Genomic DNA, 13,319 nt, shown 5'->3' with positions numbered 1-13,319 from the left:
CTCATCGCCGCCCTCATATTCCATTTTACCATTTTTTTATAATTAAGCTATCATTCCGCTTCCGATGAATACAAGTATACCTAAAATTATTGCATAAACTATTGAGTATTTAATAGTAAATTTCAGCATATCCCCTTCCTGTCCTACAAGTCCAACAGTAGAAGCCGCTATTGCAATATTTTGAGGTGATATCATTTTTCCTCCTGTTGCTCCTGCAGTATTTGCAGCTATAAACAATGATTTCAACATGTCACTTCCTGGTTTCAGTCCTTCAGCAACACTATGCTGCAGATCTCCAAACAGCAAGTTTGATGAAAGGTCACTTCCCGTAACAAATGTTCCTATTGTTCCAAGGAATGGTGAAATCAGCGGGAATCCTTTTCCTGTAAGGCTTACAAATCCGTCAGCTATACTTTGTATCATTCCACTGTGTTTCATAACTACTGATAATGCAACTATTCCCATAATTACTGTTAATGAAGGAATTTTGTGAACTGTTGTATGCCACAGCACTTCCCCCATGTCCTTTATTTTAGCTCTTTGTATAAATCCTGCAATTACTGTTGCTAAAAATAATGGTGCCGCAGGAGCTAATAACCATTTAAATGTTACACTTGGATCTCCTCCGTCATTAAACCATGCTTTCTGATTTCCTAAAGCAAAGTTAAATTTAGTAGTAGTAGGTTCCAGCATTGTATGGATATGTTCCACAACCGGACTTGTTCCCACTATAAGTACTATCATCAGAATATAAGGCAGCCACGCAAGAATAGCTTCCTGTCCTGTAACATGAGCCTTTTCAAATCCCTCATCATTTTTAACAAACATTTTTATAGACACTATCATTAATATCATTGCAAGTAAGCTTGATAATATTGTTGTCAGCTCTGCTCCCATTGTAAATGCTATTGCAGGCTGTATAAGATATCCCAAAATTGAAGCTATAATTACCGGAATTATTCCTTTTCCAAATGCAGGATTTTTTCCACCTTCTATTTCCTTATTTGCCATTTGAACAATAATAAATGGAATCAGGCATGTCAATATAAGTAATAACAATGATGTAAACAGAGGTGTAAAGTTCCCTGCCTTGTCAAGTCCCAGTTTTGAAACCATTGTTGTAACAGGCAGTCCTACTGTACCAAATGCTGTTGGTGTAGAGTTTGCTATAAGGCATATCAACGCCGCATTCAATGGATTAAATCCTAGTGACACCATTATTGCCGCAGGAATTGCAACTGCTGTTCCATATCCTGCTATACCTTCTATGAATCCTCCAAATCCCCATGCCAGTACTAACGCCTGCGCTCTTTTATCTGTTGTAATATTTCCCAGCATCTTTTTTACTGTTTCGATTTTTCCTGTTTTTACTGACAGATCATATGCAAACAACGCCGCAATAACTACAAATCCTATTGGCATCCACGCTACCGCAAATCCTTCCAGTATGGAAGCAAGTATCCCCTGTACCGGCATTCTCCATGCTGGAACAACAAATGTTAAAACAATCGCAGTCAATAAACTAGTATACGCACTGAACATTGCAGATTTTTTTAATCCTGCCAATAAAACCAAAAACAAAATTATAGGCACAAGCCCAATTAAAAATAAACTCATCTCTCTTTACCTTCTTTCTCTATTCATAATTTAATTACTTAAAATATTAGATACCTTTTCTTGTAAGCCCCACTCTTCCTCTTTCCTTGTCAAGTGATAGGATTTTAACTTTTATTATTTGTCCTACTGACAGTACTTTTGTAGGATCTGATACAAATTTATCCGATATTTGGGATATGTGAATCAATGCATCATTTTTTAATCCTATATCTACAAAAACCCCAAATTTTGCGACGTTTCTAACAGTTCCTTCAAGAACCATTCCTTCCTTAAGGTCATCCATGTTCAGTATATCAGATCTTAATAAAGGCTTTTCAAATTCATCCCTTGGATCCCTTCTATCCTTCAAAAGCGCTTCATATACATCTTTTGCAGTCTGAGGCCCAAAGTCATTTTCCTTTATAATTTTATCCAGATTAACTGTTTTCAGCTTCTGTCTTACTTCATCCAGATTTTCCTTCAGGTCAGAAACTTTACATCCTGCTTCCTTCAGTATTGTTTCTGCAATATGATAGGATTCAGGGTGAATTATTGTATTGTCAAGAGGATTTTCACTATCAGGCACCACTACGAACCCTGCCATCTGCTCAAACGCCTTGTCTCCAAGACCTTTTACCTTCTTAAGCTGTTTTCTATCTTTAAAGTCCCCATTTTCATGTCTGTAATCCACAAGATTTTTAGCCACATTTTTCTTAATTCCTGATACAAAGCTAAGAAGTGCCCATGACGCAGTATTAATATTTACTCCAACATTATTTACCACGTGTTCTATCGTCTGTTCCAATGTTTCGTTTAATTTTTTCTGATTTACATCATGCTGGTACATTCCAACTCCTATTGACTTCGGATCTATCTTTACAAGCTCAGCCATAGGATCCTGTATTCTTCTGGCAATTGATATTGCTCCCCTTGCAGTAACATCCAGATCAGGAAACTCCTCTATCGCAAGTTTTGAAGCCGAATACACTGATGCTCCTGCTTCACTTACTATCAGATATGACACCTGTCTGTTGGCTTCCTTTATTATTTTAGCTACAAAGCTTTCTGTTTCCCTCGATGCTGTACCATTTCCTATTGCTATTATATCCACACCATATTTATCAATGTAGTTTAATATTTTCTTTTTAGCCTCTGCAAGCTGTCTTGGATTGTGCATTTCCTCAACAAGATAAAGAACATCGTTTGTTTCATAGAATCCGTCCTTATTTATAACAACCATTTTACATCCTGTCCTGTATCCCGGATCAAGACCCATAAGTGTTTTTTTAGATAATGGCGGCTGAAGCAGCAGTTTTTCCAGATTTTCTGAAAATATATTTATTGCTTCCTCTTCGGCTTTTTCAGTATATATATTTCTCACTTCATTTTTTATTGACGGATATGCAAGTCTGTCAAGGGAATCCCTTATAATTTCCCTGTAAAATTCAGTCAGATTTTTATTTCCAAAAGTTTTCAGTATGAAGTTCATTATAAATTCTTCAGTTTTTTCATCTATATCTATGTCAACCTTCAGAATTTTTTCCTTTTCTCCTCTGTTTAATGCTAGAATTCTATTTGAAGCCGCCTTTTCAATAGCTTCTGAATATTCATAATAATCCTGATACACGCCTTTTTCATCTTCGCCTTTATTCTTTTCAATTACTTTTGAAGTAAGTATTCCATATTTTGCAATTCTTTCCCTTAAAAATTCCCTTATTTTTATGTCTTCAGATAAATTCTGTGCAATAATCAGATGTACCCCTTCAATTGCAGCTTCCACTGTAGGAACTTCTTCTGTAATATATTTTTCTGCTTCAGTTTTTAAGGAATCCATAGTTGTTTTCGGCAATAAAGCGAATATTGATAACGGTTCCAGTCCCTGATCCTTTGCAATATCGGCTTTTGTCTTTTTCTTTTTCTTATAAGGCAGATACAGATCTTCCACTTCCTGCAGTTTTAAAGCGTTTGTTATGCTTGCTTTCAGTTCTTCAGTAAGTTTTCCCTGCTCTTCTATAAGCCTTATAACTTCTTCTTTTCTTTTTTCAAGATTTCTGTAGTATGTAACTTTTTCAATTACTTCCCTTATCTGCTCTTCATCCAGATTACCAGTAACTTCTTTTCTGTAACGTGCTATAAAGGGAACAGTCGCACCTTCATCAAAAAGGTTTACGGTGTTTTCAACCTGTGACAATTTTAGGTTTAATTCCTTTGCCACACTACTTAAGATTTCCAAGATTTTTCCTCCAACTATTCTTTAAAATTTCTGTCTGTTTTATGTTTTTTATTTTATAATCTATTTAGTATTTTAACATAATTTGAATAAAATGACTAGTTTTTCAAATATTTTTTTAAAAACTATTGACTATTGTAAATTATTTATGATAAATTTAAAGTATAATAATATATAATTTTAAAGGAGGGTGTAAACTGAAAGTTATAGAAATTTCAGTTTTTATAATATATGAGTAATATAAATTGGAATTTTCCTGAAAGCAACTATGCCCAAAGGCACGGAATAAGCGAAGCAGGAATTGAAACTTACAGAGGGACTCTGTTTTCTTCTCTGGCAAAGGAGGTATGCCAGAACTCACTGGACGCACGTCTTGACGCTTCAGTACCGGTAACTGTGGAATTTTCGAAATTCCAGATAAAAACAAAAAATCTGCCGGGTTATGCAAAATTAGATGAAGCCCTAAACACATGTCTTCATTTTGAAACAGATCAGAAATCAAAGATTTTCTTTGAAAAAGCCTGTGGCAAAATGAATGAAAAAAGTATAGATATTTTAAGAATTAGTGATTTTAACACTACAGGACTGACAGGTTCAAAGGAACCATACAAAGTAAATCCATGGCATAGCCTGATAAAATCTTCAGGTATTTCTGATAAGCAAGGTGCAACAGGTGGAAGTTACGGTATCGGTAAATCCGCCCCTTTTGCATGCTCTGATATAAGAACTGTCTTCTATACAAGTTTTGATACAGACGGAATTCTTGCTTCTCAAGGTGTTTCGAGACTTATTTCCTTCCCGATAGAAGATAATAAAAATACACAGGGAATGGGATATCAGATTTCAATGTCAGGTCCTCCAAAATGGAAGGTAGGAAATACTGAAAAATTTACACAGGGAATAGGATACTACGGAGAAACAGAAAAGAATACTCCATTATTTGAAGAACTTAATCTTGATTCTTCCTTCAAGAGAAACGGTACTACCGGAACCGACCTTTACATAGCAGGTTTCCTGAATGCTGACAACTGGCAGGAAGAACTTGTAATAGCTATACTGGATAACTTCCTTGTGGCGATATACAATAAAAACCTTGTTGTTAAAATTGGAGATATAACAATTTCAGAAAATACTCTGAAAAATATAATTGAAAGTTTCAAAATAAACGAAGACAAAAAATATCAGTCTATATGGAGTTACTATCAGGTACTTACATCTACTGACAACCCCGGAGAACATCCTAACAGTTTCTTCCTTGGGGATACTTTCAGGGATTTAGGACCTTTTGAACTGAAAATTTTATACGACAACTTAAACAGAAAAGTTCTCATTTCACGGGCAAATGGAATGAAAATATTTGATTTGGACAGATTGCCATCAAATATAAGATTCTCTGCCATCTTTATTTTAAGCGGAGATAATCTTAACAGTTATTTCAAACAGATGGAAGCTCCTCAGCATGACAGCTGGGAACCTGACAGACATCCCGACAAAAATGCAAAAAATGTTTTAAGGGAACTGAAACAGCTGATTATAAACAAGATTATAGAACTTGGCAGAAGCAATGTTGATGAACATATGGAAGTTGAAGGAATAGGAAAATTCCTGCCTGATAATCTTCTGCTTCTTGATGCAAGTGTTGAAAATAGCAAAATTGATAAGATAAGTGATGAAACAAGAAAAGTTTCTGCTGAGCAGATTACTGAAAATCCTAAAAAGAGAAATATAAAAACTATACCTAAAACCAGTGATGATTTCAACAATCCTAGAATGAACATTACAGATGACTTTAATGACGAAGTTATGGAAGTTGCTGATTCAGTATTTGGAAATGTGGCAAATATAACTGAAGAGGAAAAATATCTGAAAAATGAATTTTCCATATTAAATTCTGATAATAATGTTACTGAAATACAGGAAATAAATCGTGTTGAAGATGTAGGTCTGCGTTTAATATTACTAAATAAGAAAATGAAAAAATACAGACTTGTAATATCTCCTCAGAGGGATATTGAAAAAGCCTGTGTACGTATAAGCCTTTCAGGAGAACAGAATAACCTTAAGTCAAAAATAAGAAATGCATACAAGGATGACAGCATTGACAATTCCCTTCTTCTGAACCAGGATAAAATATACATTGAAAATTTGAAAAAAGATGAAAAATTTGTTATGACCTTTATTTTAAATTATTCCGATGAATGTTCGATGGAGGTGGAATTATATGAATATAGAGTATAGACTTTATCCTTACCCTGTACTTACTTATTTTTCAGATGACTATGTAAATTCTTCCTTCACATCAAACCTGAAAGTTGGAAGAAAGGGTGACGAAATAATTTTCCATCTGACTGCAAATACAGATGATGAAAAGTTATTAAAACTTATAGAAGAGGAGTATGCGGAATTTGTATTCCACATAGAATGTCCTTCTACTTCTTACAGAACTATAATAAAATCAAAACTTGGATTTGAAAATATTTCCATACACGAATCCCTGCTTAACAATAAAATAAACATCTGTTTTTTCATTATAGCAAAAACGCAGATTGACAACTATACAAATAAAAACTTCAATGATGATTATAAGGATGTTTCTTTTAATATTGAAAAAGCCAATATCCTTGCAATTGCTAAGCCTTTCAACATTGAAATTGAAAAGGAAAAGGATAATCTTGTTCAGATGCCTTCAATATTTTTAATACTGAAAAAGAATTCTGAAGATAAAAGCGGAATGGAAATTGATATGATGAATGACAGAATTGGGATTTCACTTTATAAAACAGAATACGAACAGTATTCAATATTGTCAAAGGGAATTTTTCAGCCACTGCTTCATTCCTCAGTTATTTTCCCAACATTGATTTATGTCTTTGAAAACCTAAAAAATTCTGATTTGGAAACTTTTGAAGAATACAGCTGGTTTAAGACAATTAAAAAAGTGCTGGCAAATATGAATATTGAACTGAGCAGGGAAACGCTTGAAAGGGAGTTTTCATATGACTTGGCACAAAAAATAATAAATTTCCCTGTAAGCAGAAGTTTCAATGCAATGATGGAACTTGAACAGAGCGAGGAGGAAATAGTATGATACTGAATTTTTTAAAGGAAATTTCTCTTGAAACATTGAGAAAAAACGTTGAAATTAATCTTGAAAACTATAAATCAAGTACAAACGACTGGATTTTCAAGTTTTTTGACGATAATTCACCCTTCCTCGAATTTAAAAAGGAAGTTCCTCAATTTAATTTGGATATGTCTTCTGAAGAGCCTGAAAAAACTGATTTGGAAAATGTAAAAATTCTTTATTCTGCAATGAAAAATTTATCAGTTGTAGAAGCATCAAATGAAAATTTATGGGCCGGAATGGCACATAGTGATTTCTGGGATTATGTGAAATATAGAAATTCCTTCGATAAAAAAGAAATAACTGAAAATCTGATAAAAAACACTTTTTTCTTTTCACATGGAAAAAGAAAGTCCCTTATTATGCATCCTTTAGCAAGATTATGGTGGACAGGACATCTTGTTTATGACGGAACACATGCTGATCCGTTTGAACTGCTTAATGTTTTTAAAACAGATTTCAGAACAAAGCTTCTGTATCTTTTTTCAAGCAGTTTCAGTAACAGTCCTACTGTTACAAAAGCTTTTTTATCTGCCATTTATGATTTTGAAAAAAATGGAGTAAGAATAAAGACAAAATTATTTAATGAAATTATCATATACCTCAATATTTTAGGGGGAACATATCTTCTTGATTATTTTGAGGAAAATGAACTTAAGGAAAAAATTACAGAAAAAATAGATAATCTTCTACTGATAATGGATTAGAAAATCTATTTTGAATGAAAAGAATCAATAAAAAGAACATGATTAGAAAACTTATAAAATCAGAAGTTTTTGTAAATCATGTTCTTTTTTAGTTCATTTATTTAAATGTTTATAAATTTGCTTCCTTTACCATTCCCAGCTTTGTTTCAGAAACAACTACTGAAAACAGTATAAAAACAGCTCCCAGTGCAACACGTAATGTCATCATTTCTCCTAAGACCAAGAAAGCAAATATAGGTGCAAACATTGATTCAGTCGACATCAGTATAGAAGCCCTTGTAGCAGTTGTCAGTCTTTGACAGTATATTTGAAGCAGCATAGGGATTGCTGTTGAAAATACTACTGCATAAATAATTGCCATCAAAGTTTCTCCATGAAGTGGTATAACTTCCCTTAATCCTGAAGTTGCAAACTGTGTTCCTGCAAACAACAGACCTCCTACAAGCATCTGGAGAAGTACTAAATTCATCGGATGAACTTTTCTTCCGAAATATCCTGTATAAGCCACCTGCAACGCAAAGAAAAATGCTGATATTATTGTCATTACATCACCTTTATTAAGGTGAGTAAAATTCAGGTTGCTGTCAAGACTCATTATTCCCACTCCAATTAGACAAATAATTGAAGCAGAAAAAGAAAATATATCAGGTCTTTTCTTATTTAACATCCAAAATATATAAGGTACGATTATTACATTAATTGCTGTAAAAAAGGCATTTTTTCCTACGGTTGTATGTGCCGCTCCATATGTCTGGAAAACATAGCCGAAATACTGGATAATTCCCAGTATTACTCCAGCCTTCAAATCATCCTTTGAAACTTTCTTTATTTTTTTCCTGAATAATATGGACAGTAGCACAAAACTCCCCAGAAATCTGAGCCACATAAGATAAAATGTGTTCATTCCTGCATTTAGTCCAATCTTTACAGTAACAAATCCCATTCCCCAGAGAATTCCTATTAAAAGCAGTCCCGATTCTGCAATATATCTTTTTACTAATTTTTTCATTTATTGAAATCCTTTCCGTTTAAATAAAAAATTATTTAATTTTTTCAGTATAGAATATTAGAAGTACCTGTTTTTAAAATAATTTTTTTAATTTTCTATCTTTCCATTTTTATGAAATTTCTCATATATGTCAAGTCTCAAATATTCATTTTCCACTTTTCCGTTATTCTTTTCAAGATATTTTATTACATAGTCACGGATATATTTTATTTCCTTTACATTTTTCACAATATCCGTCAGTACCATATCTGAAACTCCGCTCTGACGTGTTCCCATTATTTCTCCTGAATTTCTCAATTTCAAATCTTCCTCAGCTATTTTAAATCCGTCAGTGGTTTTTTCCATAACTTCCAGACGTCTTGCAGAAAGTTCATTATCAGTTTCTGACTCCAGAAAACAGTATGACTGATACTGACCTCTCCCTACTCTTCCACGCAGCTGGTGAAGGGATGAAAGACCAAATCTCTGGGCATCACGTATTACCATTATTGAAGCATTTGGAACATTGACTCCCACTTCGATTACTGTCGTGGAAACCAGTATGTCAAGTTCATGTTTCTTAAACTTGCTCATAACTTCCTGTTTTTCCTTATAATTCTGCTTCCCATGAATTAGCCCAATTCTTCTGTCAGGAAATATCCCGCTGTATTCTTCAAATGTTTCCTGAGCCGATTTCACATTTAATGTTTCACTTTCTTCAATAAGCGGAGAAACAACATATACCTGTCTTCCTTCCTTAATTTTTTTTGCAATGAAGTTGTACATTTTCTGCCTTTCAGCTTTGTCCTTAATCCACTTTGTCTTTATAGGCATTCTTCCAACAGGCAGTTCATCAATAATTGAAACATCCAGATCTCCATATATTGTAAGTGCCAGCGAACGTGGAATCGGAGTTGCACTCATTACAATAAGGTTGGCAAGGCTTCCCTTTTCCCTGAGAAGCTTCCTCTGGGTGACTCCAAACCTGTGCTGCTCATCTATTATAATTAATCCAAGATTTTTAAATATCACATCATTTTCAATGAGGGCATGTGTTCCTATGACAATGTCCACAAGTCCATTTTCTATCTCTGCCAGAAGTTTTTCCCTTTTTTTCCCTTTTACACTTCCTGTCAGCAGTTCCACCCTCACATCAAGATTCATAAATTCATCCACAATTCCAAGGTAATGCTGGGTGGCAAGAATTTCCGTAGGTGCCATTATGACTCCCTGATAACTGTTTTCTGCCATATACAGCAGCATAATCAGCGAAACTATTGTTTTCCCTGAACCCACATCCCCCTGTATAAGCCTGTTTACTATTTTTCCTGCCTTAAGTTCTTTATAAATTTCTGCAACTACACGTTTCTGTGCCTTTGTAAGATCATATTCAAGGCTGTCTATAAATTTACTGACAAGCTTTTTATTATCTTCTATTTCATAAATATTGTTATTTGCCTTATCTGTTTCAAATCTGTTCTGCAGTATTCCCATTTCCAGAAGGAGAATTTCCTCCAGCATAAATCTCCTCTTTGCTTCCTCCTTCTTTTCAAAGCTTTCAGGAAAATGGACATTTAATATAGCTTCCTTTCTTGAAAGCAGTTTTCCCTTTTTTAAAAGCTCTTCAGGAATATTTTCCTCCAGTAGGTATCCATAATCAAGCAGTGCATCATTTATTATTTTTCTTATTGATTCCTGCCTCAATGAAGCTGTAGAAGGATAAATGGGCAATATCTGTTCACCACTTTTCCCCTTTACAAGACCGTTTTCATCCAGTCTTTTATATTCAGGATTTACCATCTGGAATTTTGCAGATTTTTTCACTTTTCCGTATACAAGAAGCTCATCACCTATTTTTATATAGCTTTTTATATATCTGTTATTAAACCAGACTAATTCCATTATTCCGGTATCATCCTTCAATATAGCTTTAAACATTGTCCTTCCTGCTTTTATATACTGAGTTGTAACATTTATAATAACTCCCCTTACTGCAGCAAACTCATCCTGCAGGAGATTTACAATATTTTTGCTATTTGTCCTGTCTTCGTAGGCTCTCGGAAAAAAATAGAGTAAATCATGCAAAGTGAATACTCCAAGTTTATTAAATTTACTTATATTTGTTTTTCCGACACCTTTTATTTTTAATTCTTCCAAATTTTTAAATAATAAATTATATGTTGCCATTTCACACTTCCGTTTTAATATAATACTTACCTTCCACTATATTATCATATTATATGATAATTTTAAAGGAGATAAGTTTGTTATTTATCATATTTCTTTTTTTCTTAATCCTACACTTCCATCCTGAATACATTAATAACCGCAGTTTCATAAGGATGAGCCTCTTTTACCAGATAATATGCCAGCTCCTCAAATTCTCTTTTTACCCTGAACTTCATTATTTTTTCATCTGCAACACTGGATTTTCCCACTTCTCCATCAAAAGGACTTCCTCCTTCCAGAGTTTTCCAATGCCCCACAGTGTCAGATGTGGAGTAGACATCAGCGTAAAATCCTTCTGTCAGCAGGGAATATCTTTGCAGATTCTCCACAATTTTTTCTACGTATTTTTCTGGAACAAAAACCTCAAAAGAACTGTATTCCTGCTTAAATTCCAATTTTGACCCTATTAAATCATCATTTTCATAATCTAAAGTCAGATAAAAGAATGGAGAGTTTTCAAATAGCAGTTTCAGGAAAATCTTATCCCCTTCCCATAGCTTAAGCTCAAGAACTTCATCTTTTGAAATCCATTTTAAATCCCCTTCGTCACATTCCTTCTGTATCCCACTAAAATCAGAACTCGTATAAAGATACATAAACAGCGGCTCATCAGCATTATAGTTGAAAATCACAAGTCCCCTGTTCTCAAAACTGTTAAGCTCATATCCTGTTTCTTCCCTGACTTCCCTTCTCAGACATTCTTCAGGAGTTTCCCCATTTTCCAGTTTTCCGCCTACACCAAGCCATTTCCCTTTATTTATATCTATTTCCTTTTTATTTCTATGTAACATCAGATATTTATTATCCTTTTCAAGATAACACAATGTTGTAAGCATATTTTCCCTCCCTTTTTTCAATATTTCTAAAATCAAAATATGGCTTACATTTCTTCTTGGAATGTAAACCATATCTTCATTAAATATCTATTTTATAATGTATTTTACTTATAAAAATAAATTTCAGTAATTATATCATTTCAGGTTATATGTCTACTCCACATTTTCTCTCTCCCAAATGATACCTTTATTTATGTCATTTGTCAATACTAATACCCTGTCTTTTAGAGATTTTTTATAGCTTGTAAAGATCTTTTCCAAGTTTTTTCCAGCTCCATATAAATGTAATTATTGGAAGTATTGATAAGGCTACAGCCATGACTATAAAATTTTCTGTATGTAAAAATTTTTTAACTATAAATTCTATTGGATAATAATAAATGTATCCTAAATATGGAAGTCCTGATAAATTATAAAAACTATGACAGAATATCACTGTCTCTAAACTATCTGTCTTTCTTTTTACATTTCCTAAAAAAATTCCAAATATAAAAGCATATATAGACTGTACTAATATAAAATGAAATAGAGCAAACAGGAATGCCTGAATAAGATTATAAAATTTAGTTCTTTTTTTCAAAAAATTATATATCCATTCCCTGAATATAACTTCTTCTGATATCGGAGCAATGATAACTGTCTTAATTACTTCTATGTAGTTTGATGAAAGTTTTGATATTTTTGTTCCATAATTTCCCATTATTTCATCAAAATATTTTATGTTATTCAAAATAAATAGTGCAACCGCAACTAATAAGGACAAACTAAGAAGATGAACAGCAAGATAAAAATACATACTTTTATTTCTATTCATATTTTTCCCCACCTTTCAATGAATAGTAGTTCATTCCTATTTTCTTTAAAGTCCAGATAAAAATTACCAAAGAAATAGCAAATATATAAGGAAGTGTTCTCATCTCCGTTATTCTTAATTTGGAAACTTTTTCAATCATATCTGCAAAAAATTCAATATATATTAATCCAATAAAAGCAAAAGTAAAACAGTATACTGAATGAAAAAATATGCACCAGTTCAAATTCCCTGTCTTTTCCTTTATATTTCCGTAAACAACCCCTGTTATTATTGAAAAGAAAAAGCTGATTGTAATATTTTCCTCAATTTTTACTTTATCAATAAGTATCATATGAAATAATGCAAACAGAACAGCCTGAATCAAATTATAAAATTTAGTTCTTGTCTTTAAAAAGTCATATGTCCATTTTCTAAAAATCATCTCTTCCGCTATAGGAATTATAAGATACACGGACTTTCTTCCATAAATATAAAATGGCTTAAGAATTTCTTTTGTTGTAACTAATAACCTTAATCTGAGAAACTCAATATTATTAGTGTAAACTGTCAGTAACAAATATATAATCTGAAGCATCATAATATTAATTATTAAATATATCTCATTCTTGCCAAACTTTTTCTTCTGAATAGTAATCTCCTCCTTTTTTTCTTAATTATATAAACTAAATTAAAAAAAGTAAAATATACTTTAGTTATACATCGATAAGAATCTTATATTAATAATATTTTCCGATAACTATAAATAATTCCCTGAAACTATCCACAATGTAAAAAGCCCACATCAAAACCGTGAAC

10 protein-coding genes are annotated in these 13,319 nt (G+C 32.9%); 3 read left to right on the top strand and 7 right to left on the bottom strand.

The window, feature by feature from the left end:
- Positions 1 to 42: 42 nt before the first annotated feature.
- Positions 43 to 1,617, bottom strand: a complete 1,575-nt coding sequence (locus HMPREF1984_RS01395) for an L-lactate permease (protein ID WP_021766084.1) — start codon at positions 1,615 to 1,617, stop codon at positions 43 to 45.
- A 46-nt stretch (positions 1,618 to 1,663) separates the two neighbouring features.
- Positions 1,664 to 3,829 carry a Tex family protein gene (locus HMPREF1984_RS01390; protein WP_036099346.1) on the bottom strand — a complete coding sequence of 722 codons (2,166 nt, stop codon included), beginning with the start codon at positions 3,827 to 3,829 and terminating at the stop codon, positions 1,664 to 1,666.
- Positions 3,830 to 4,057: 228 nt separating this feature from the next.
- On the opposite strand from HMPREF1984_RS01390, the gene HMPREF1984_RS10845 reads away from it, so the two are divergent.
- From HMPREF1984_RS10845 to HMPREF1984_RS01375, 3 genes are read left to right on the top strand one after another with little or no spacing between them, the layout of a single operon-like run.
- Positions 4,058 to 6,064 carry a hypothetical protein gene (locus HMPREF1984_RS10845; RefSeq protein WP_021766082.1) on the top strand — a complete coding sequence of 669 codons (2,007 nt, stop codon included), beginning with the start codon at positions 4,058 to 4,060 and terminating at the stop codon, positions 6,062 to 6,064.
- The gene (locus tag HMPREF1984_RS01380) at positions 6,048 to 6,914 is read left to right on the top strand and encodes a hypothetical protein (protein ID WP_021766081.1); all 867 of its coding nucleotides are present in this window, start codon (positions 6,048 to 6,050) and stop codon (positions 6,912 to 6,914) included. Before HMPREF1984_RS10845 ends, HMPREF1984_RS01380 begins: the two co-directional genes overlap by 17 nt.
- On the top strand, positions 6,911 to 7,657 hold the full coding sequence (locus HMPREF1984_RS01375) for a DUF6339 family protein (RefSeq protein ID WP_021766080.1): 747 nt from the start codon (positions 6,911 to 6,913) through the stop codon (positions 7,655 to 7,657). Before HMPREF1984_RS01380 ends, HMPREF1984_RS01375 begins: the two co-directional genes overlap by 4 nt.
- Before the next feature lie 109 nt (positions 7,658 to 7,766).
- Here the strand turns inward: HMPREF1984_RS01375 and HMPREF1984_RS01370 are convergent, their stop codons facing one another.
- The 5 genes from HMPREF1984_RS01370 to HMPREF1984_RS01350 all read right to left on the bottom strand — a co-directional run bounded on the left by HMPREF1984_RS01370 (position 7,767) and on the right by HMPREF1984_RS01350 (position 12,975).
- Positions 7,767 to 8,666 (bottom strand): DMT family transporter, encoded by a 900-nt coding sequence (locus tag HMPREF1984_RS01370; RefSeq protein ID WP_021766079.1) that lies wholly within the window; start codon positions 8,664 to 8,666, stop codon positions 7,767 to 7,769.
- A gap of 87 nt (positions 8,667 to 8,753) precedes the next feature.
- The gene (gene recG / locus HMPREF1984_RS01365; RefSeq protein WP_021766078.1) at positions 8,754 to 10,832 is read right to left on the bottom strand and encodes an ATP-dependent DNA helicase RecG; all 2,079 of its coding nucleotides are present in this window, start codon (positions 10,830 to 10,832) and stop codon (positions 8,754 to 8,756) included.
- Between the two features lie 110 nt (positions 10,833 to 10,942).
- Complete coding sequence (locus HMPREF1984_RS01360; protein WP_036099344.1) at positions 10,943 to 11,710, bottom strand: NUDIX domain-containing protein; 768 nt, start codon at positions 11,708 to 11,710, stop codon at positions 10,943 to 10,945.
- Between the two features lie 235 nt (positions 11,711 to 11,945).
- The gene (locus HMPREF1984_RS01355; protein WP_021766076.1) at positions 11,946 to 12,524 is read right to left on the bottom strand and encodes a CPBP family intramembrane glutamic endopeptidase; all 579 of its coding nucleotides are present in this window, start codon (positions 12,522 to 12,524) and stop codon (positions 11,946 to 11,948) included.
- On the bottom strand, positions 12,517 to 12,975 hold the full coding sequence (locus HMPREF1984_RS01350) for a CPBP family intramembrane glutamic endopeptidase (RefSeq protein WP_198011740.1): 459 nt from the start codon (positions 12,973 to 12,975) through the stop codon (positions 12,517 to 12,519). The genes HMPREF1984_RS01355 and HMPREF1984_RS01350 overlap by 8 nt, the downstream gene beginning before the upstream one ends.
- Positions 12,976 to 13,319: the final 344 nt, after the last annotated feature.

It is taken from the genome of Leptotrichia sp. oral taxon 215 str. W9775, from assembly GCF_000469505.1.
Taxonomy (GTDB): Bacteria; Fusobacteriota; Fusobacteriia; order Fusobacteriales; family Leptotrichiaceae; genus Leptotrichia_A.
The sequence above is the reverse complement of the archived record's forward strand: the minus strand, read 5'-3'. Positions and strand labels throughout refer to the sequence as shown.

Coding starts and splice junctions, on each gene's coding strand:
- HMPREF1984_RS10845 (WP_021766082.1), top strand. CDS start 4,058: ATGAGTAATATAAATTGGAATTTTCCTGAAAGCAACTATGCCCAAAGG.
- HMPREF1984_RS01380 (WP_021766081.1), top strand. CDS start 6,048: ATGAATATAGAGTATAGACTTTATCCTTACCCTGTACTTACTTATTTT.
- recG (WP_021766078.1), bottom strand. CDS start 10,832: ATGGCAACATATAATTTATTATTTAAAAATTTGGAAGAATTAAAAATA.
- HMPREF1984_RS01355 (WP_021766076.1), bottom strand. CDS start 12,524: ATGAATAGAAATAAAAGTATGTATTTTTATCTTGCTGTTCATCTTCTT.
- HMPREF1984_RS01370 (WP_021766079.1), bottom strand. CDS start 8,666: ATGAAAAAATTAGTAAAAAGATATATTGCAGAATCGGGACTGCTTTTA.
- HMPREF1984_RS01375 (WP_021766080.1), top strand. CDS start 6,911: ATGATACTGAATTTTTTAAAGGAAATTTCTCTTGAAACATTGAGAAAA.
- HMPREF1984_RS01395 (WP_021766084.1), bottom strand. CDS start 1,617: ATGAGTTTATTTTTAATTGGGCTTGTGCCTATAATTTTGTTTTTGGTT.
- HMPREF1984_RS01360 (WP_036099344.1), bottom strand. CDS start 11,710: ATGCTTACAACATTGTGTTATCTTGAAAAGGATAATAAATATCTGATG.